Source organism: Corynebacterium tuberculostearicum (assembly GCF_030229345.1).
GTDB lineage: Bacteria > Actinomycetota > Actinomycetes > Mycobacteriales > Mycobacteriaceae > Corynebacterium > Corynebacterium tuberculostearicum_G.
Genome location: NZ_JASPGP010000015.1, coordinates 1 through 19,095 on the forward strand (window position 1 = coordinate 1; position 19,095 = coordinate 19,095).

Genomic DNA, 19,095 nt, shown 5'->3' on the forward strand with positions numbered 1-19,095 from the left:
AGAATCCGGAACCCATTTCGACTCCACACAATCACCTAACCCATGTCAGGTGTTTCCACGACCACTAGAAATCAAGCATTAGTAAAGCTTCTGTTCTTGCTTCTGCCGGAGCACTCCCTCGGCGTTCTTGCCCTCTCACGTCTTTTCTCATCTCCGATTCCTTCGCGCTCACCAGCGGAACACTATTGTCTTGGCGGTCGCTTTCCCATGAGCGCCAAGGGAGCGGGTTAAGAATTAGCGCGCTTACTCGATATGTCCAATCGTGTCGCGGATGCTTGTCACTCAAACCCGGGAGCAATGAAAAGCACTAACGTCGGTATTCACGAGCCCAGAATGGTTCCATATCGAGTCACACGTGTCCTTGATCCTGTGGAGGTGTTGGTCTGCCGGTTGCTAACCATCAGGAGCTTCCAAGTTGCCAACAAGCCCGGGAAACTCAAACAAACCTGCCAACGGTCAAATATTAAGAACCAGTGAGATTCGACCCGCCGGAAGAATCGGAGTCGCCTTCTTCATGAGCGATGTCGCCACCGGAGGAATTCATCCAGGAGCGTACGACCTTCTCCGCGCTGGAGTCGTCGTTTTCTACCTCTTCGACCATGTCAGAGAGGTCTTTTTGGGTAATGAACTTAGTCAGCGAGGCCACAGCCTGGCGCTCCTCACGGTCGAAAAGATCGTCTTGAAAGAGCACCACAAAATTCTCTGGCAATTCGGGCTCGGCATCCTCGCAGCCGCTAGCACCGGAAGGCTCGACCGTGGTGGTATCCGTGGGCAAGCTCGACATGAGCGCAATGTGGGTGCGGGCCAGGTAGTCCTCCCCGCCGGGCTCGGAAGCTTTCTGTGCCTTCTTGTAATCCTTAGAAATCGCCCGCGCCTCACCGGGGTTGAGGATATTGAGGAACGCGCCGGTGCAGCCTACATAGAAATTGCCGCCCGGATTCATGGAACGCCCACCCTTGGTGTCTTGGAAGATGTCTTCCTTAACAATAGACGCCTCGCGGCCCTGCCCCATCAGCTCCTGGCGGAAGATTTCCGCAAGGACAAGCTGGTCGGTCTCATTGGTATCCACCAAAATGCCAATGGGCTCGCTCTGGGGACTCTCGGCAAAGGGATTGGTATCGAACTGGGAAGAGCAGCCGGAAAGCAGCGTTGCGGACAGCACCACACCGACAATGGCGCGGGCGGGACGGGCAAAGCTGCGCATAGCGATACTCTTCTCCTTTTGGTTAGCGGCGCGTGAGCGTCTAGCTGATTCTACACCGAGGGTGTGTTTACCTCCTGTTGCGGCGTGACTAAGATGGCAAGAGTTATGTCTAGCGTTATTACTGAATCCGCCGTACGCGAGGCACTCTCCCGCGTCGAAGACCCCGAAATCGGCCGCCCCATCACCGAGCTCAACATGGTGAAGTCCGTTACCGTCACCGGTAATGACGTGGCCGTGGAAATTTACCTCACCATCGCTGGCTGCCCCATGAAGTCCACCATCGAGTCCAATACCCGCGCTGCGGTAGAGGATATCGAGGGCGTTGGAAACGTCACGGTGACGATGGAAGCCATGAGCGATGAGCAGCGTCGCGAGCTCAAGAAGAAGCTCCGCGGCGGCCAGGCCGAGCCGGAAATCCCATTTGCAAAGCCGGATTCCACCACTCGCGTTTTCGCGGTGGCCTCCGGCAAGGGCGGCGTAGGCAAATCCTCCATGACCGTCAACCTTGCCGCGGCATTGGTCCAGAAGGGCCTCAAGGTTGGCATCGTGGACGCCGATATCTACGGCCACTCCGTTCCTAACCTTCTGGGCTGCACCGACGGACCGACCGTGCTCGATGATGAGATGCTGCTGCCACCAATCTCTCATGGCATCAAGCACATTTCCATCGGACAGTTTGTGGAGGGCAATGCCCCGGTGGTCTGGCGCGGGCCCATGCTCCACCGCGCCCTTCAGCAATTCCTGGCTGACGTTTTCTGGGGCGACCTCGACGTCCTCCTCTTGGACCTGCCTCCGGGCACTGGCGACGTCGCCTTGTCCGTAGCCCAGCTCATCCCTAACGCAGAGCTGCTCATTGTCACCACTCCGCAGGCCGCGGCGGCCGAGGTGGCAGAGCGTGCCGGTTCCATCTCCCAGCAGACCCGCCAGCGCGTGGCCGGCGTAATTGAGAACATGGGCGCCATGGTGATGCCGGATGGCTCCACCATGGATGTCTTTGGCTCCGGCGGCGGACAGATTGTGGCCGATCGCCTAGGCGTCATCTTGGGCCACGAGGTGCCGCTGCTGGCCTCCGTACCGTTGGATCCCACTTTGCGCAGCGGTGGCGATGCCGGCACGCCGATTGTTCTCGATTCCCCCGAGTCCCCTGCCGCCCAACAGATCCAGGCGGTGGCCGATAAGCTGGCCATCCGCTCCGATTCCCTGGTGGGTAAAAACCTCAACTTGGGCGTGAACTAGCGCCCTAGGTTACATCGCCCCACAAGCCGCCGCCGGTGGATTCTTCCCCACTGCGTGGCGGCTTTTTCTCGGACGCGGGCTGCTCCATCGGCTGGGAGGCTTGGGGATGTTGCTGGGGCTCTGGCTTCGGCTGCTCGGCATAGATCTGGGAGTAGTCGAAGCTGGGGCGCTGCTGCTGCGGTTGGGACTGCGGCTGCTCCTCCGGCTCCTGTGGCGCGGTAGCGGTCTTGACGTTTTCTGCCATTTTCTTGGGGTTGAAATCGTCCCAGGCGGAATCGTCGCCGTCGAAAAGCGCCTTAGTAATAGCACCCTTCGGGCCGAGGCGCGTCCACTGTGCAGCTTGGGTGAGCGGGCCGCGGATATCATCGAATTCCGAGGTAATCGAGCCCATCTCGCCGTTGAGTTCCGCTTTGGCGTTATTGATGGCCTTGCGCGCCGCGTAGATGGCCGCGCGCACGTCCTTAATCACCTCGGGCATGCGCTCCGGGCCGATGACGATGATGCCCAAAACCACGATGACGAAAATCTCGGGCCAACCAATGGAAGAAAACACGGTTAAATACTAGTCCCTCACTCTTAGCCGCGCTGATTGTGCTTGATTGCGCGAACCATCATCTCCACCTTGTCCAAGAAATCCTGCTGCGGCCGGTGCACGGGCGTTGCCGCATCCGGTCCGGGCGCAACCTCTTCGGTGGCAATGCCCGCGAGCTTTGCCAGCAGGGATTGCGGCGCCTTGACCTTAGCGGAATCCGCGCAGTGGCGAACCCACTCTGAGGCATGGCGCTGCTGGTGCACATCCGCGCGGCACTCGGCGCAGTGCACCAGGTGGATGCGGACGCGGTGCATGAATTTCGGCTCCATCTCCCCGTCTACGAAGGCAACGACAGCCTCTGGGCCAAGGTGCCCGATGGTATCGCTGCGCCGCGCCTTAGCTTTCGCCTTATCGCGGGCCTTGGCCTGGGCGGCATCGAATCCGCCGCGCACGCTCAACGTGGATACGGTCCGGCGTCCTCGCAGCGAGTCCATCGACACCCTCCTCCACTAGTTGCTTGGCCTTCAGTGACACGGAAAGTCCCCGCCGGCGGCGGGGACTATGCAGTTTCTTTAGAGTTTAGCGCGCGATGGTTTAACGCGTGCGCAGCAGGATGCGGGTTTCCGCATTGGTTTGCGCTTCTTTTTCGAGCGCCGCACGCAGCTGCGAGCGGCCACGGTGAATGCGGGAGCGCACCGTACCCATCTTGACTCCGAGTGTCTCTGCAATCTCGTCATAGCTCATACCTACGACATCACATAGCACCACGGCCACGCGGAAATCGGGAGCCAGGCCATCGAGCGCGGATTGCAACGCCGGGTCCAGGTTGGCCACGGTATAGGCCTGCTCCGGGGTCATATCCGTGCCGGGCACGCGCTCATAATCCTCCGGCAGGGCCTCCATACGGATCTTGGAGCGATGGCGGACCATATCCAAGAAGAGGTTGGTGGTAATGCGGTGCAACCAGCCTTCAAACGTACCGGCCTGGTATTTATCCAGGGAACGGAAGACACGCATGAAGGTTTCCTGGGTCAGGTCCTCTGCATCGTGCTGGTTGCCGGAGAGGCGATACGCCAAGCGGTAGACGCCATCGGCGTGTTCGGCCACGAGGTCACCCCAGGCTGGCATGTCGGCTTCGCCGGCATCGAACGCCGCGGTACCGGTCAACTCCGCCTCAGGGGTGGCGGGCTGAAGGGATTCGGCATCGCGCTTCGTTGTTGTCATGCATGTCATCTTTCTATACTTCAAGGTGAAACTCCAGCCACAGTGCTGATAATTTCCTGTGAGTCCGTCACATTATCCCCACCCACCACAACCTCGCTGGCTAGGCGCGTTTTTGCCACATCGGCAGCCACTTTTCCCTATGGTTTATTACGTGACTACTACCGCATATGAAGCACTGCGTTCTTATATCGAGACCACCAGCGAGCCCTCCGCTGCCCTGCGTGGCGCGCGCGACCACGCCGAAGAGTACGGTCTGCCCGTTCCAGATGAATCAACGGGCCAGCTGCTCACCACGCTGACGGCCGCCTCGGCCGGCTCTACCGAACGCCCCCAGTCCGTGGCGATCACCCCGGCCGCCAATGTGGTAGGCCTCTACCTGCTTGCCGGCATGCCCGATAATGGCATCTTGACCTGCATCGACCCCGAGGCTGAACACCAGCGCAGCGCCAAGACCGCCTTCCGCGAGGCGGGCTATGCGCCCTCGCGCGGCCGCTTCCTGCCGTCCCGCCCACTCGAGGTCATGGGCCGTCTGGCTAATGACGCCTACCAGGTCATCTACGCCGACGTCGCCGCGCTCGAGCTCCCCGCCATCATCAAGGCCGCGTGGCCACTGCTGCACCAGGGCGGCACCCTGGTCTTGGCTAATTCTTTGCTCGATGGCACGCTTGCCGACGTCTCCCGGACCGACCGCGACACCGCCGCCGCCCGCGAAGCAGACGAGTACCTGCGCGAGCTCGAGGGCGCGAACGTCACCCGCTTGCCGCTGGGGTCCGGGCTCACCCTCGTAACGAAGCTCTAAACCTTCTGGTTTTTGCCGACGACGACCACGCCGCCGTCAGAAACCTTGAAGCGCTCCTCATCGCGCTCGCGGTCCACGCCGATAATTGCGCCATCGCTGACGACGACGTTCTTATCGAGAATCGCGCGGCGCACCACGGCACCCCGTCCGATGCGCACGCCTGGCAGGATGACCGATCCTTCGACCGTGGCGCCATCGGCCACGTGGACGTCAGACGCTAGCACGGAATTGCGCACCGTGCCGCCGGAGACGATGCAGCCCGGCGCCACCATCGAGGACTGCGCGATGCCATTTTGCACGAACTTCGCCGGCGGGAAATTGGAATCATCCGTGGAGTGAATCGGCCAATTCCGGTTATAGAGGTTGAAGATCGGGTGCACCGAAATCATGTCCATGTGCGCTTCATAGAAGGAATCGATGGTGCCCACGTCGCGCCAGTAGCCGTGATCGCGCTCGGTAGATCCCGGCACCTCATTGGCCATGAAGTCATAGACATGCGCCTGCCCGCGCTCCACAAAGTACGGAATAATATCGCCACCCATATCGTGGGCGGAGTCCTCGTTCTTTTCGTCCTCCAAGAGGGCGTCAATAAGCGCCTGCGCCGTAAAGACATAGTTGCCCATCGAGGCATAGCTCATATCCGGGTCATCCGGAGTGGCCGGTGGGTCCGCAGGCTTTTCCACGAACTCCGTGATGGTTCCCATGCCATCGGCCTGGATGCAACCAAAGGCCGTTGCCTCCGCGCGCGGCACGCGAATGCCGGCCACCGAACAATCCAGTCCCGCGGCGATGTGTTCTTCTACCATCTGCGCCGGATCCATGCGGTAAACGTGGTCCGCGCCGAAGACAATGACATAGTCCGGATTTTCGTCATAGATGAGGTTGAGCGACTGCACAATGGCATCCGCCGAGCCGTTGTACCAACGCTTACCGCGGCGCTGCTGGGCAGGCACCGAAGCAATGTATTGCGGCGTCGGCCCCGCCAAATTCCATGCCTGGGAAATGTGGCGGTCCAGGGAGTGGGACTTGTACTGGGTCAGCACCGCAATCTTGAGGTAGCCGGCATTGACCAGATTGGACAGGACAAAGTCAATGAGGCGGTAGGAACCTCCGAAAGGCACGGCGGGTTTGGCGCGGTCTTCGGTCAGGGGAAAAAGGCGCTTTCCCTCGCCGCCGGCGAGGACGATGGCTAGGACATTTGGCAGGCTTCTCACGTTTTCAAACCTATCCGCAAATCCCACATTTCGCAGCAGATATATGCACATTTCTACCCCCATCCCGTATTTCTGCACGCGGCACCAGAGATACGTATTCTGGGTGGGCATGAGAGCCGGAATCTTTTCCAAAGAATACCCGCCGGAAATCTACGGCGGAGCCGGAGTTCACGTAGCTGAACTCACCCGTTTCATGCGCGATATCATCGACGTCTCCGTGCACTGCATGGGCTCCCCGCGCGAAGAAAAGGACGTCTTTGTACACGGCGTAGACCCCGCACTCGAGGGTGCCAATGGCGCGCTTAAGACCTTGTCCACCGGGCTGCGCATGGCCAATGCCGCCTCTGACATCGACATCGCCCATTCCCACACCTGGTACACGGGACTCGCCGGCCACCTCTCCGCCCAGCTCTACGATATTCCGCATGTGGTCACCGCCCACTCGCTGGAGCCGCACCGCCCGTGGAAGCGCGAGCAGCTCGGCGGCGGCTATGACGTTTCCTCTTGGTCTGAGAAGAACGCCATGGAATATGCCGACGCCGTCATCGCCGTCTCTGCCGGCATGAAAGACTCCATCCTGGATGCCTACCCGCGCATCGACGCCTCCAAGGTCCACGTCGTCCTCAACGGCATCGACACCGAGCTGTGGCAGCCGCGAGAGGGGGATGTGTTGGACAAGCTGGGCGTCGATAAGCAACGCCCCATCGTTGCCTTCGTCGGCCGCATTACCCGGCAAAAAGGCGTGAAGCACCTGCTGCAGGCGGCGCAGAAATTCGACCCGGATATCCAGCTGGTGCTGTGTGCCGGCGCGCCCGATACGCCCGAAATCGCGGCGGAGACCGAGGCGCTGGTAGATGAGCTGCGCGCCCAGCGCGATGGCATTTTCTGGGTCAAGGACATGCTCCCGCGCAACGAGGTCCAGCAGATTTACTCCGGCGCAGATGTGTTTGTCTGCCCGTCCATCTACGAGCCGCTCGGCATCGTCAACCTGGAAGCTATGGCCTGCGGCACGGCCGTTGTCGCCTCCAACGTAGGCGGCATTCCAGAGGTTGTGGTCGATGGCGAGACCGGTGTACTGGTGCCTTACGACGCCACCGCTACCGCAGCCTTCGAAGCCGACCTCGCCGCCGCCGTCAATGACGTCGCCGCTGATAAAGAGCGCGCCGCCAATTTTGGCCGCGCCGGCCGCGAGCGCGCCATCCGCGATTTCTCTTGGGCTACCATTGCCGCCCAGACCGTCGATATCTACCGCAGCTTGATTTAAGGAAGGATAGCCGTGACAACTCACCGCCCCGAACTGCATTTTGTCCCCGAAGACGGCGTCCTCGACGCCCCTGCTGGAATCCTGCGCGACGGCGATACCTGGCACCTGTTCTACCAGTACCGCCCCACCGCGGACTCCCCTGCCCGCTGGGGACACACCTACTCCGAAGAGTCTCCCTTTGACTGGTTGGACTGCGACGATGCCCTCGCGCCCGTCGGCGGCGAGCTCTCCCTGCGTGCCGGTTCCGTAGCCCAAGGCCCGGACGATATCCACCTCTATTTCACTTCCGTGACTGCCGCCGGTATCGCGGTTCACCTCGCCCGCTACGCCGATGTGGACGAAATCTGCGAGGTCTCCGATGACCCTCAGGCGCTCGACCCCAATGTCGTCCGTTTTGGCGAGGTCGTAGGCAATACCCGCAACTTTGATCACTTCCGCTCCCCCTCCGTAGTGCCCGATTGGGCCTCCGAGGACCGCGATGACGGCCACGACGGCTGGCTCATGCTCGCGCTCACCGGCCACTCCGACGCCCCAGTTCCCGTCATCCTCGAATCCGCCGATGGCGTGTCTTGGCGCCTGCGCGGCAGCCTCAAGTTCGACGGCGACCCTGGCTTCCTAGAGGGCGAGGTCCCCGCTACCTCACCGATTCCCCCGGTCGTCTCCCCGCGCCTAGTCCGACTGCGCGATGAGGTTGACGGCAATATCTACGACGTCCTCTTTGTCACCTTGGAGCGCGGCGGCCGCGACGTCTCCGGCTACCTCGTCGGCCGCCTGGAAGGCACCACCTTTACCGTGGTCTCCGGCTTCCGCCGCGTGGACTTCGGCCACGATTTCTCCCGCCCGCGCAGTACCAACACCACCACCGGCACGCTCACCCCAGAGCAGCGCTACGAGCGCGCCGTCATCGTCGGCCTCCTCAACGGCAACGGCCGCGGCGACGACGCCACCAAGCACGCCTCTTGGGAGGCCGAAGGCTGGGCCAATGCCCTGTCCCTGCCCCGCCGAGTCACCCTCGAAGGCGGCGTCCTCTACCAAGCACCCGCCCCCGGCTTGCCCGATGCCGTCAAGCTCTCCGATTACGCCCGTTCCTGGACCGGCGTCATGGAGGTCCCTTCCGGTTCCTGCGTGACTGTCACGCTTCTCGACGGCGCCGGTGACCCCGCCGCCACCATCTGCCACTCCGGCGATGACATCAGCCTTGATCGCTCCATGAACAAGGCATTCGACCACTGTTTCGCCGATTCCGAGCCCGCCACCGCCACGCTTGCCGAAGGCGACTCCGATACCCTCACCATCATCCAAGACGGCTCCACCGTCGAGGTATTCGTCGACGGTGGCCTCATCGCGATGGCCTCTCGTGTCTACTTCGAAGGCGGCTGCTCCGGCCTGCGAGTCGAGACCTCCGGCGATGCCGTCATCGAACAGGACTGGCAGCGCTCCGGCTCCAAGCTCTAATCCCCCGGCTCTCAGCGCCGCCTCACCAGACCCCGTCCCTCCCCCGCCCTTCGCGCTCACCGGCGCGGCCGCCCACCGCGGTCCCGCCTCTCCTGGTGAGCGGCAAAGGCGGGGTTGCGCGTTTTCGGCCTCACTCCGCTGGGCCGCGTCTCCCCTCGCTCCCTCACGCGCGCCCTTCGCGCTCACGGGGAGGGGCTGGGGCGTCGGAAAGCGTGTGCCGGTGAGCGGCAAGGTCGAAAACCTCCCCTCGCGCTCACTGGGGAGACGAAAAGAACCGCCCCACGCGCTTCCGGTGAGCGCGAAGGGCGGTGGAGGCGGCTGTGGCCAGCCGGGGAGCTAGACGGCGCGGAGGCGATCCAAGCGGGCGCGGGCGGTGACCGTGAGCGTCGGGGGCAACGCGGCCATGCGCTCGGCGAGTTCGCCGGCACTGATGTGGCGCGCGGACGGGCTCATGCCCACCTGGGCGGCGACGGAGGCCTTATCAAGCTCGATGGGGAACGAGATATCGACCGGATCGGCCGCCTGCTCGAGGAAGCCCTCGGCCTGCTCATACATGCGCTCGACCTTGCCTTCTTCCACGCCGAGGATGCCGAGCGGCTCGCGCAGCTCGTCCAAGTGTCCGGCGCCGGGGGTCAAGACGATGACCTGGCCGCCCGGGGCGAGCACGCGCTGGAATTCGGCGGGATTGCGCGGGGCGAAGACGACGGAGATTGCGTCGACGGACTCATCCTGGATGGGAAGGCGCTCCCACACATCGGCCACGACGGCGCCGACGCGCGGGTGGCACTTAGCCAAGTGCTTCGCGGCGTGCGGGGAAATATCGAGGCCAACGCCACGGGCCTCCGCGATGGAGTCCAGAGTATGGGCCAGGTAGTAGCCGGTGCCGGCGCCCACCTCGAGCAGGGAGGCGGGCGTGGACTCGGCCAGGGAGGCGGAATCCAGTCCGTCCTGGACGGCCCCGGTTACGGCCTCAACGAAGGGCGCGAAGTGGCCCATGGCCAAATAGGTCTCGCGGGCGTTGACCATATCCATGTCATCGCCCTTGTGCTTGAGTCCGGCGCCGGCTGCGAGGGTGACGTAGCCCTGCTTGGCCACATCAAAAGAGTGGCCGGATTCCGAAACGAGGCGAGAGAAATCATCGGCACCAGAAAGCGCGGTGCCATCGTTGGGATCGGCCAGAATGTCGACGATATGAGAAAGCATGTACCTAGACTAGCTAGAAACCTCGGTCAACAGGGAACCGAGCTCGGCGGCCTCGTCCTTGCTCAGCTCGATGACGATGCGACCGCCGCCATCCGAGGGGATGCGCATGACAATTTTGCGGGACTCCTCTACTGCTTCCATTTCTCCGCCCGTCGTGCGCGGCTTCATTGCTGCCATAGTGAGTCTCCTTTAGTTAACTTCTTTTCCTTCCAGCTTAGACCTTTTCTGCGCGGAAGATAGTTGTTCTTCCAGTTGCGCGAGGAGATCGTCTACCTGGTCCTGGCGGTAGCCACGGGGAACTACCTCGAATTTCACCTGGTCAAGGCGGCCTTCGCGGAGGGCGGCGCGGTTATTTTCGCGCACCTTCTGCGGCTCGTCGAGCGGGTGCATGACCTCGCCGCGGCCAAAGATGGAGCCCCATACCCAAGTGCCGATGACGGTCAGGGCGATGAGGACGAGGAGGAGCATAATCCAAGACAGCATGGCTTAAACCTTACCTTTTAGCGGCGGGCGTTGAGCAACGGGCGCGATGACCCCGGCGCGGGCGAGCAGCGTGCGCGCGACTACCTCGGCCATCGGCGCCAGCTCGTGCAGCGGCCGGTTGCGGTGCACCCGCGTGCCCAGGTCTACCTGTGCGATTGTGCCCCGCTTGCCGACGTCCACCATTAGCCCCGCTTCCACCCCATACCCCTCCACGAAGGGCAGTTCTAGGGCGGTGGCGCGGCGCAGGGCGTATTCGCCGCCGAGGGGCTGATCAATGTGGGCGAGCTCGGGAAAGAACTGCTTGATGAGCGGCTTGGCGGTCAGTTCGGTCACGCGGCCACCGCCGGTGGGCTGGCCGTTGAGGCTGCGACGGTAGCGGGCTTTGACCATCTCCACCGCTGGGTCGGCGAAGGGCGCGGCCAAGGCCGAGACCATGCCGGGTGCGGCGGATTCGAGGTCGGCGTCGACAAAGACGACGATGTCTCCCTTCGCTGCGGCAACCCCGCGCCAAAGGGATTCGCCCTTACCGGGGCGCGGTTCCCCTGGGAGGATATCGCGCCAATTGCGCACATCTGCCCCGGCGGCGGCAGCGCGGGAGGCGGTGGCGTCGGTGGAGTCGGCGTCGATGACGAGCACCTCGAGCGGTTCATCGGCCAGGCAGGCGCGCACGACGTCCGCGACGGTGCCCTCCTCGTTGAGCGCTGGAATGATTACGGAGACGCTCATGCAAGGCCTCGCGTGGTCGCTAGCGGGGCGACCTCGCCTTGGATGGCGGCGGTCATGCGGATGACATCGGCGGTCTCGGCCACCTCGTGGACGCGGAAGGCGGCTACGCCGCGGGCGGCGGACCACGCGGTGGCGGCCAGGGTACCGGCCACGCGCTCGCCTACCCCGCGGTCAAGGGTCTCGCCCACGAAGTCCTTATTGGATAGCGCCATGAGCACCGGCCAACCGGTGGCGACGATCTCGTCGATACGCCGCAGGAGCTCGAGCCCATGGAAGGTGTTCTTGCCAAAGTCATGCGTCGGATCGATGAAGGTCAATTCCTCCGGGCAGCCGAGGGAGGCGGCGCGCTCGGCCAGTTGGGTGGTTTCCGCGATGACATCGGCCACCACGTCGTCGAAGTGGACGCGATGCGGCCTGGTGCGTGGGGTGATGCCGCCGGTGTGCGAGCACACGTAGCCCACGCGGTGGTGGCCGGCGACCTCGATGAGCTCGGGGTCCCAACCGGCCCAGGTGTCATTAACCAGGCCGGCGCCGGCTGCGATGGCGGCCTCTGCTACCTCGCTGCGCCAAGTATCGACGGAGATGAGCACGTCCGGGTGGCGCTCGTGCACCTTCTCGATGGTCGGCACCACGCGGTCGATTTCCTCCGCCGCGTCCACGGCCTTGCCGGGGCCAGCCTTCACACCGCCAATATCGACGATCGACGCACCCGCTGCGATCACCTCATCACAACGGCGCAGCGCCGGGTCGAGGTCAAAGGTTGCGCCCTTGTCATAGAAGGAATCCGGGGTGCGATTGACAATCGCCATCACACGCGCGAGGCTCAACGCGGCTCCCTGATGCGCTTATCGCTCATGACTTGGTGGCGCTGGATGATGTGGGAGAGGGCCTCATCGGGGTCGTCGGTAAGCAGGAAAAGCTCCCGGTCGCCCTCGTTGATATAGCCGCTGGCCGCGAGCGTGTTGTCCATCCATTCCAGCAGGCCGGACCAGTACTCAGTGCCCATGAGCACGATGGGGTAATTGGTCACCTTTCCGGTCTGCACCATGCACATGACCTCGAAGAACTCATCCATCGTGCCCATGCCACCAGGTAGGCAAATGAAGGCCTGCGAGTACTTCAAGAACATCGTCTTGCGAGCAAAGAAGTAGCGGAAATTCAGGCCCAGATCCACATACTCGTTAAGCCCCTGCTCGTGGGGCAGCTCGATGCCCAGGCCCACGGAGAGCCCGCCGGCCTCATGGGCGCCGCGGTTGGCTGCCTCCATGATGCCGGGGCCGCCGCCGGTGATGACGGCATAGGAGTGCTCGGCCAGCTTGCGGCCAACCTCGACGCCCAACTGGTAGCTCGCATCCTCCGGCGTGGTGCGCGCGGAGCCGAAGACGGTAACGGCCTTCGGCAGCTTGGAAAGCGCATCGAAGCCAGCGACGAACTCGCCTTGGATGCGCAGGACGCGCCACGGATCAGCATGCTGCCACTCATGGTCCGCGCCGGACTCCAAGAGCCGCTGATCAAAGGTGGAGGCCTGCTCGCCTTCGGTGCGCAGCAACATCGGGCCGCGCAGGGTGCGCATCTGCTCAGGGGTCATGGTCTATCCCTTCAGGTAGTTCAAGAGGGCGGTGGATACTTCGGTGATCTGCGCGGTAGGAACCTGCTCGTCCTTCTTATGCGCAAACCCAGGGTCACCAGCGCCAAAGTTTACGGCCGGGGTGCCCATTTCAGAGAAGCGGGCAACGTCGGTCCAGCCGTACTTGGCGCGAACGTTGCCCCCGACGGCGTCGATAAGCGCCTTGGCCGCCGGCTGGCCCAAACCGGGCTGGGCGGCTGGTGCGATGTCGTCGATCTCGATGGTGACGTCTTCTTCCTCGCCGATGATGGACTTCATGTATTCCAGCGCTTCGTCGCTCGTGCGATCTGGGGCGAAGCGAAAGTTTACAAACATCCATGCCTCATCCGGCAGCGTATTGGTGGCCACGCCGGACTCGAGGTGAACGATATTGAGGCCCTCGCGGTAGGTGCAGCCATCGATGGTGACATCGCGGGACTCATAGGCGGCGATGCGGCTCATGATGGGCGCGAGCTTGTGTGCTGCGTTGGAGCCGAGCCAGGCACGGGCCGAGTGTGCACGGGTGCCGTGGGCGGTCACGCGCAGGCGAATGGAGCCCTGGCAGCCGGCCTCCACCATGGCACCGGAGGGCTCGCCTAACAGGGCGAAGTCGCCCTCGAGCCACTCCGGGTGGTCTTTTTGCAGGTGGCCCAAGCCATTAAATTCAGTGGCCACTTCTTCGCCCTCGTAGGCGATGACGGTGAGGTCATGCTTTAGCTCGTCCGCTTCGTGCAGCTGGGCAAAGGCATTGAGGTAGACGGCCATGCCGGACTTCATGTCCACAGTGCCGCAGCCCCACATAATCTCTACCCCGTCTTCAGAGGTTTCCATGTGATGCGGTACATTTTCTGCCAACGGAACGGTATCAATGTGGCCGGCGAGTACTACTCGGGAATCTAGCCCGCGGTTCGTCCGGGCGCACACGGTATTGCCGTAGCGGGCAACCTCGACGTCCAATCCGCGCAGCGCTTCTTCGATGGCGTCTGCGATGGCCTCCTCATGGTGGGAGGGGCTCGGAATATCCACGAGCGCCTTGGTTAGTTCGATGGGGTCTGCATATAGATCTAAAGTCACAAAGCGCCATGCTAGCGCTCCGCGCAGCTCACCGCATTGTGTAAAGTTCACTTCACTGCAAATAATTCGTCCCCCGTAAGGTGATAACAATGGCCGAAGCCACTCAATTGAAATCCCGTCATCTCACGATGATGGGCCTTGGCTCTGCCGTAGGCGCCGGTCTCTTCCTCGGCGTGGGCCTCGGCATCCAGATTTCCGGCACCTCCGTCCTCATCTCCTATGCCGTAGCCGGCGCGCTCATCGCACTGGTGATGTGGATGCTCGGTGAGATGGCCGCCGCCCGCCCCTCTTTGGGGTCATTTTCCACCTACGCTGGCCAGGCCTACGGCCACTGGGCGCGCTTTACCATGGGGTGGATTTACTGGTTCATGCTGATCATGGTCATGGGCGCCGAAATCACCGGCGCGGCCGCCATCATTTCCAACTGGTTCGATATTGCCCCGTGGATTCCAGCGCTTATCGCCGTGGCCTTCTTCGCGGTGGTCAACTTCGCGGCCGTGGGCGGTTTTGGTGAGTTCGAGTTCTGGTTCGCCATCATCAAGGTCGGAGTCATCGTCGCCTTCCTCGTCATCGGCGCACTTATGGCGCTGGGCATCCTGCCGGGCATGGATGTCTCCTTGGCCGGTAGCAACTTCACCGATAATTTCCTGCCCAATGGCATGCCTGGATTCGCCGCCGGATTGCTGGCCGTCGCCTTTGCCTTTGGCGGCATCGAGCTGGTGACCATCGCGGCGGCCGAGTCCGAGGATCCGGCGCACAACGTCGCCACCGCGGTGCGCGCCATCATCGTGCGCATCATGGTTTTCTACATCGGCTCCATCGTGGTGATCACCATGGCACTGCCGTTTAGCTCCATCCAGGACGCCGATGTCGCGGCCGATTCCCCCTTCACCCTAGTGCTCGCGGCCGCCAAGATTCCCTTCGCGGCCGGCTTCATGGAAGCGATTATCGCCCTAGCACTGCTGTCTGCCTTCAACGCGCAGATTTACGCCACCTCCCGCTTGGTCTTTGACATGGCTAAGGACCACTGCGCCCCGGGATTCTTCCTCAAGCAAAACCGCGCGGGCTCCCCCATCAACGCCGTCATCTTGTCCATGGTCTTCGCCTTCGCTTCGGTGGGCCTGCAGTTCTGGAACCCGCCGGGGCTCCTGGCCTTCCTCTTCAACGCGGTCGGAGGGTGTTTGCTGGTCATCTGGTCCTTCATCGTGGCTTCCTTTATCAAGTTGCACCCCGTCTTGCGCGATAATGGCGAGCTGACCGAGATCCACGTACCCGGCTTCCCCTGGCTGCCGTGGGTCACGGCCGCGGCGCTGGGCGGACTAACCCTGCTCATGCTCTTTGATCCGGCCGCGCGCAACCAGGTCATCTCGGTGCTCATCCTCGCCGCGGTGCTCGTCATCTTGTCCTTTGTGCTTCCCACCGGCCAGCGCGCGGGGGCGCGGAAGTAGTTGCTAAGCTAGCGGGCATGACTTCTGCATCCGCACGTGGCCTAGCAACCATTACCCATGACGGCACCGTCTTGGACGTATGGTTCCCGGCCGTATACACCGATAAGAACGTAGAGACCACCGAGACCAAGCGCTTGGAAGAGGTTCCCCAGCAGTTCTCCGCACTGGCAGGCCCGGACGAGGAGCGTGGCGTGGCCCGCGTTGCCGTTGAGACCTCCATCAAGGATCTGGATGACGCCCCCGTCGATACCTACGATGCTTACCTGCGCTTGCACCTCCTGTCCCACCGCGCGGTCAAGCCGCACGGCCTGAATATGGATGGCATCTTCGGCCACCTCAATAATGTGGTCTGGACCAACTACGGTCCGTGCGCCGTATCCGATTTCCAGATGGTGCGCGGCCGCTTGGCCTCCCGCGGCCCGGTCGTTGTCTACTCCGTGGACAAGTTCCCCCGCATGGTGGACTACGTTGTGCCGTCCGGCGTCCGCATTGGTGACGCAGACCGCGTGCGTCTGGGTGCCCACCTGGCTGAGGGCACTACCGTTATGCACGAGGGCTTCGTCAACTTCAACGCCGGCACCCTGGGTGCCTCCATGGTGGAGGGCCGCATCTCCGCGGGCGTCGTCGTGGGCGATGGCTCCGATATCGGCGGCGGCGCGTCCATCATGGGCACCCTATCCGGCGGCGGCAAGGAGGTCATTTCCATTGGCGAGCGGTGCCTCCTCGGCGCCAACTCCGGCATTGGCATTTCGCTTGGCGACGACGCCGTGGTCGAAGCCGGCCTCTACGTCACCGCCGGCACCAAGGTAACCGTCTTTGGCAAGGTCGCGGAAGCACTGGGCGTCGACAATGGCGAGAACGTCAAGGGTTCTCAGCTCTCCGGTGCCTCCGGCATGCTGCTGCGCCGCAACTCCGTCTCCGGTGCGGTTGAGGCCGTGGAGTGGAAGGCCGAGGCCGTCGCGCTTAACGACGAGCTGCACAAGAATTAACACCCCCGATTCCTATAGCCCAATCGGGCAAAATAAGATGGAGGGGTGACTGATAACTCCTCCACCCTCGGTTCTGGCCTGAAGGTCCGCCACCTGACGATGATGGGGCTAGGCTCCACCATCGGTGCCGGACTTTTCTTGGGCACCGGCGTCGGCATTTCCGCCGCCGGCCCCGCCGTGCTCCTCGCCTACGTCATCGCCGGCTTTCTTGCCATTTTGGTGATGCAGATGCTGGGCGAGATGGGCACCGTTATCCCCGCCTCCGGCTCCTTTTCCGAATACGCCGAACACGGCATCGGCCGCTGGGCAGGCTTTACCCAGGGCTGGATTTATTGGCTAGCCACCGTCGCCGTCCTCGGCGCCGAAATCACCGGCGCGGCCGGCTTCATTGGCTCCTGGTTCAACGTCTCGCCGTGGATCCCCGCTGCCATCTGCGTGGTTCTCTTCGGCATCGTCAACCTGCTGCGCGTGCGCAGCTTCGGCGAATTCGAGTACTGGTTCGCGCTCATCAAGGTCGTTGTCATCGTGGCCTTTCTCATCATCGGCGCGCTGCTCATCCTGGGCCTCCTGCCCGGCCATTCCTTCATCGGTACCTCCGTCTTCCTTGAGGACGGCTTCATGCCCAATGGCCTCGGCGGCGTCGCGGCCGGCCTGCTCGCAGTAGCCTTCGCCTTCGGCGGCATCGAGGTGGTCGCCATCGCCTCTGCCGAATCCGAAGATCCCGAAAAATCCCTGGTCAACGCCGTGCGCTCCACCATCTTGCGCATCTCCGTGTTCTACTTGGGGTCCGTGCTCGTCATCACGTTCCTCCTGCCCTATTCCATCCTGGGCGGTGCCTCCACGGCCGCGGAATCCCCTTTCACCATGGTCCTCGAGCGCGCCGGCATCCCGGGCGCGGCCGGCATCATGGAGGTCGTCATCGTCCTCGCGCTGCTCTCTGCCTTCAACTCGCAGATTTACGCCTCCTCCCGCATGATGCATTCCCTAGCCTCCCGCGGCGGGGCCCCGCGCATCTTCACCACCACCAATAAGGACGGCGTTCCCACCACCGCCATCGCCCTCTCTGTCCTCCTCTCGGCCTTCATGGTGGTGCTCAACTACGCCGATACCGGCTGGCTCCTTACTTTCATGCTTAACGCCGCCGGCGCCTCCCTGCTCATCGTCTGGGTCTTCATCGCCGTCAGCCAGCTGCGCCTGCGCCGCCAGCTCGAGGCGCTCCACCCCCTCCCCATCCGCATGTGGGCCTTCCCCTACCTCACCTGGTTCGCCCTCGCCCTCTTTGCGGCCATCGCGGTGCTCATGCTTACCGACGCCACCGCCCGCACCCAACTCCTCTCCGCAGCCGCCATGTTCGTGGTGCTCGCCATCGCCGGCGTCATCAATTCCAAGGTTCGCGGCATCAACCCGACCTCAACGCTGCCCCTCACCTAGCCCCTCGCCCCTGGAGGCACGGCTCGCCCACTCCCCTTGGCCCCTCCCCGCCCTTCGCGCTCACCGGCACGAGGCGGGGTCTCTCTTTTTCGTCACCTGGTGAGCGCCTACGGCGAGCTCTGCCCACGCCCCTCCCGTCGCGCTCACGGGGAGCACAAATCAGGGCCACCCGAGGCCGCCGGTGAGCGCGAAGGGAAGTTATCCACAGCTATCCAGACCACGCAGCGGAAAATCGCCCCCAACCCCAGGGTTATCCACAGGATGCCGCGACGCGCATAGCTACAGCTCAACACGACCGCTTAGGTTAAGCCCCATGGGGGAATGGACTACCGCGGAACTGCGCGGCCAAGGTTTGAGCAAGGATGCGATTCGTCGCAAGGTTCGCGAGGGGAAGCTCTTTCGCGTGCACAGGGGGATTTATACCGATGAATGGACGCCCTGGGCGGTGGCGCGGGCGCTGGCGCATGGGCTCAGCCGCATCCATTTCACGGGAAAGACGGCGCAGGAGATTTACCTCGGCCGGCAGCTGACATTTCCTCTGGAAGCGGAGGGACCGCGTACTTTGAAGGGAAAGAACTTTCGCGTTTCGCACTCGCGCCTCAGGGCCACACACAAGGTCGATGGCCTACCTGTGGTGCAACCGCTATGGGCTGCACGCAGAATTTCGCGTGCGTGCAGGTCTTTATTGGAAGACTACTACCAAGGAAAGCACGGCCCCGGCCGCCTAGAAGAGGACCAGCGGCGAATGAGGCGCGTCCCGAAGCCTCTAAAAGAGACGATACGACACTCGGCTATAGGCGCAGATAGCCCGCCGGAACGCACACTAAGCAGGCAGCTGCGCGCAGAAGGAATCTACCCCAAGCACAATGTTCTCATCGCCGGCTACCGCTTTGACCTGAAGATTGGCAAGTTGCTGGTGGAAGTTGACGGCTGGGAATACCACAAGCACAGTGTGGCCTTTCAAGCTGACCGCTCCAAACAGAACGCGGCCGTAGCCCATGGTTATACCGTTTTGCGCTTTACTGCCGACGACATCAATTACCACCTCAGCGAAGCCATCCTGCTTATCAAAGCCACTATTGAGGTGCTAAAAGGCCGCAACCCTGAGCTTCCGATCTCAGCAGCTCAGCCCTATTGGAAGTGGCATCTATGTGTGAGACATTTGCCTTAATGACAACTATCCTTTACATTAGGACATGTAAGCAAG

At 62.7% G+C, this 19,095-nt stretch carries 20 protein-coding genes; 8 read left to right on the forward strand and 12 right to left on the reverse strand.

Annotated elements, in window-relative coordinates:
- Positions 1–463: 463 nt before the first annotated feature.
- Positions 464–1,204 carry a hypothetical protein gene (locus tag QP884_RS09890; RefSeq protein ID WP_284821900.1) on the reverse strand — a complete coding sequence of 247 codons (741 nt, stop codon included), beginning with the start codon at positions 1,202–1,204 and terminating at the stop codon, positions 464–466.
- 105 nt (positions 1,205–1,309) lie between these two features.
- Between QP884_RS09890 and QP884_RS09895 the strand changes: the two genes are divergently transcribed.
- The gene (locus QP884_RS09895) at positions 1,310–2,440 is read left to right on the forward strand and encodes an Mrp/NBP35 family ATP-binding protein (protein ID WP_040425048.1); all 1,131 of its coding nucleotides are present in this window, start codon (positions 1,310–1,312) and stop codon (positions 2,438–2,440) included.
- Between the two features lie 4 nt (positions 2,441–2,444).
- Here the strand turns inward: QP884_RS09895 and QP884_RS09900 are convergent, their stop codons facing one another.
- The 3 genes from QP884_RS09900 to sigE all read right to left on the reverse strand — a co-directional run bounded on the left by QP884_RS09900 (position 2,445) and on the right by sigE (position 4,196).
- Positions 2,445–2,993: a twin-arginine translocase TatA/TatE family subunit gene (locus tag QP884_RS09900; protein ID WP_284821901.1), complete on the reverse strand. Its 549-nt coding sequence runs from the start codon at positions 2,991–2,993 to the stop codon at positions 2,445–2,447.
- Positions 2,994–3,016: 23 nt separating this feature from the next.
- Positions 3,017–3,466, reverse strand: a complete 450-nt coding sequence (locus QP884_RS09905) for an anti-sigma factor family protein (RefSeq protein ID WP_200435144.1) — start codon at positions 3,464–3,466, stop codon at positions 3,017–3,019.
- Between the two features lie 100 nt (positions 3,467–3,566).
- Positions 3,567–4,196, reverse strand: a complete 630-nt coding sequence (sigE, locus tag QP884_RS09910; protein ID WP_250413477.1) for an RNA polymerase sigma factor SigE — start codon at positions 4,194–4,196, stop codon at positions 3,567–3,569.
- Positions 4,197–4,347: 151 nt separating this feature from the next.
- Between sigE and QP884_RS09915 the strand changes: the two genes are divergently transcribed.
- Positions 4,348–4,995 carry an O-methyltransferase gene (locus tag QP884_RS09915; protein ID WP_284821902.1) on the forward strand — a complete coding sequence of 216 codons (648 nt, stop codon included), beginning with the start codon at positions 4,348–4,350 and terminating at the stop codon, positions 4,993–4,995.
- Here QP884_RS09915 and glgC read toward each other — a convergent pair.
- Complete coding sequence (glgC, locus tag QP884_RS09920) at positions 4,992–6,209, reverse strand: glucose-1-phosphate adenylyltransferase (RefSeq protein WP_284821903.1); 1,218 nt, start codon at positions 6,207–6,209, stop codon at positions 4,992–4,994. The two genes, QP884_RS09915 and glgC, sit on opposite strands and share 4 nt — an antisense overlap.
- Before the next feature lie 109 nt (positions 6,210–6,318).
- Here glgC and glgA point away from each other — a divergent pair, with 109 nt between their 5' ends.
- Both glgA and QP884_RS09930 read left to right on the forward strand, forming a co-directional pair.
- A complete protein-coding gene (glgA, locus tag QP884_RS09925) occupies positions 6,319–7,473 on the forward strand; it encodes a glycogen synthase (RefSeq protein WP_284821904.1) in 1,155 nt (384 codons plus the stop codon).
- Between the two features lie 12 nt (positions 7,474–7,485).
- The gene (locus QP884_RS09930) at positions 7,486–8,928 is read left to right on the forward strand and encodes a GH32 C-terminal domain-containing protein (protein WP_179386327.1); all 1,443 of its coding nucleotides are present in this window, start codon (positions 7,486–7,488) and stop codon (positions 8,926–8,928) included.
- 336 nt (positions 8,929–9,264) lie between these two features.
- Here the strand turns inward: QP884_RS09930 and QP884_RS09935 are convergent, their stop codons facing one another.
- Genes QP884_RS09935 through dapE form a run of 7 tightly spaced genes read right to left on the reverse strand, consistent with a single transcriptional unit; the run spans position 9,265 to position 14,020 of the window.
- Positions 9,265–10,131, reverse strand: coding sequence for a methyltransferase domain-containing protein (locus tag QP884_RS09935; protein ID WP_284821905.1), 867 nt, complete (start codon positions 10,129–10,131; stop codon positions 9,265–9,267).
- A gap of 9 nt (positions 10,132–10,140) precedes the next feature.
- Positions 10,141–10,308, reverse strand: a complete 168-nt coding sequence (locus QP884_RS09940) for a DUF3117 domain-containing protein (protein ID WP_005323535.1) — start codon at positions 10,306–10,308, stop codon at positions 10,141–10,143.
- 12 nt (positions 10,309–10,320) lie between these two features.
- Complete coding sequence (locus tag QP884_RS09945) at positions 10,321–10,614, reverse strand: DivIVA domain-containing protein (RefSeq protein WP_005327512.1); 294 nt, start codon at positions 10,612–10,614, stop codon at positions 10,321–10,323.
- Between the two features lie 3 nt (positions 10,615–10,617).
- The gene (locus tag QP884_RS09950) at positions 10,618–11,340 is read right to left on the reverse strand and encodes a glucosyl-3-phosphoglycerate synthase (protein WP_284821906.1); all 723 of its coding nucleotides are present in this window, start codon (positions 11,338–11,340) and stop codon (positions 10,618–10,620) included.
- Positions 11,337–12,149, reverse strand: coding sequence for a dihydropteroate synthase (gene folP, locus QP884_RS09955; RefSeq protein ID WP_284821928.1), 813 nt, complete (start codon positions 12,147–12,149; stop codon positions 11,337–11,339). Before folP ends, QP884_RS09950 begins: the two co-directional genes overlap by 4 nt.
- Before the next feature lie 14 nt (positions 12,150–12,163).
- A complete protein-coding gene (locus tag QP884_RS09960; RefSeq protein WP_198492838.1) occupies positions 12,164–12,928 on the reverse strand; it encodes a TIGR00730 family Rossman fold protein in 765 nt (254 codons plus the stop codon).
- Positions 12,929–12,931: 3 nt separating this feature from the next.
- Positions 12,932–14,020 (reverse strand): succinyl-diaminopimelate desuccinylase, encoded by a 1,089-nt coding sequence (gene dapE / locus QP884_RS09965; protein WP_150851537.1) that lies wholly within the window; start codon positions 14,018–14,020, stop codon positions 12,932–12,934.
- Positions 14,021–14,109: 89 nt separating this feature from the next.
- Between dapE and QP884_RS09970 the strand changes: the two genes are divergently transcribed.
- The 4 genes from QP884_RS09970 to QP884_RS09985 all read left to right on the forward strand — a co-directional run bounded on the left by QP884_RS09970 (position 14,110) and on the right by QP884_RS09985 (position 19,059).
- Positions 14,110–15,468, forward strand: a complete 1,359-nt coding sequence (locus QP884_RS09970) for an amino acid permease (RefSeq protein ID WP_284821907.1) — start codon at positions 14,110–14,112, stop codon at positions 15,466–15,468.
- Positions 15,469–15,485: 17 nt separating this feature from the next.
- Complete coding sequence (dapD, locus tag QP884_RS09975; RefSeq protein WP_239277886.1) at positions 15,486–16,457, forward strand: 2,3,4,5-tetrahydropyridine-2,6-dicarboxylate N-succinyltransferase; 972 nt, start codon at positions 15,486–15,488, stop codon at positions 16,455–16,457.
- A 99-nt stretch (positions 16,458–16,556) separates the two neighbouring features.
- A complete protein-coding gene (locus QP884_RS09980) occupies positions 16,557–17,888 on the forward strand; it encodes an amino acid permease (protein ID WP_350309253.1) in 1,332 nt (443 codons plus the stop codon).
- A gap of 313 nt (positions 17,889–18,201) precedes the next feature.
- On the forward strand, positions 18,202–19,059 hold the full coding sequence (locus QP884_RS09985) for a type IV toxin-antitoxin system AbiEi family antitoxin domain-containing protein (protein ID WP_005323546.1): 858 nt from the start codon (positions 18,202–18,204) through the stop codon (positions 19,057–19,059).
- Positions 19,060–19,095 lie beyond the last annotated feature (36 nt).

Coding starts and splice junctions, on each gene's coding strand:
- QP884_RS09890 (WP_284821900.1), bottom strand. CDS start 1,204: ATGCGCAGCTTTGCCCGTCCCGCCCGCGCCATTGTCGGTGTGGTGCTG.
- QP884_RS09895 (WP_040425048.1), top strand. CDS start 1,310: ATGTCTAGCGTTATTACTGAATCCGCCGTACGCGAGGCACTCTCCCGC.
- QP884_RS09905 (WP_200435144.1), bottom strand. CDS start 3,466: ATGGACTCGCTGCGAGGACGCCGGACCGTATCCACGTTGAGCGTGCGC.
- sigE (WP_250413477.1), bottom strand. CDS start 4,196: ATGACAACAACGAAGCGCGATGCCGAATCCCTTCAGCCCGCCACCCCT.
- glgA (WP_284821904.1), top strand. CDS start 6,319: ATGAGAGCCGGAATCTTTTCCAAAGAATACCCGCCGGAAATCTACGGC.
- QP884_RS09935 (WP_284821905.1), bottom strand. CDS start 10,131: ATGCTTTCTCATATCGTCGACATTCTGGCCGATCCCAACGATGGCACC.
- QP884_RS09940 (WP_005323535.1), bottom strand. CDS start 10,308: ATGGCAGCAATGAAGCCGCGCACGACGGGCGGAGAAATGGAAGCAGTA.
- QP884_RS09945 (WP_005327512.1), bottom strand. CDS start 10,614: ATGCTGTCTTGGATTATGCTCCTCCTCGTCCTCATCGCCCTGACCGTC.
- QP884_RS09950 (WP_284821906.1), bottom strand. CDS start 11,340: ATGAGCGTCTCCGTAATCATTCCAGCGCTCAACGAGGAGGGCACCGTC.
- folP (WP_284821928.1), bottom strand. CDS start 12,149: ATGGCGATTGTCAATCGCACCCCGGATTCCTTCTATGACAAGGGCGCA.
- QP884_RS09960 (WP_198492838.1), bottom strand. CDS start 12,928: ATGACCCCTGAGCAGATGCGCACCCTGCGCGGCCCGATGTTGCTGCGC.
- QP884_RS09970 (WP_284821907.1), top strand. CDS start 14,110: ATGGCCGAAGCCACTCAATTGAAATCCCGTCATCTCACGATGATGGGC.
- dapD (WP_239277886.1), top strand. CDS start 15,486: ATGACTTCTGCATCCGCACGTGGCCTAGCAACCATTACCCATGACGGC.
- QP884_RS09980 (WP_350309253.1), top strand. CDS start 16,557: ATGATGGGGCTAGGCTCCACCATCGGTGCCGGACTTTTCTTGGGCACC.
- QP884_RS09985 (WP_005323546.1), top strand. CDS start 18,202: ATGGGGGAATGGACTACCGCGGAACTGCGCGGCCAAGGTTTGAGCAAG.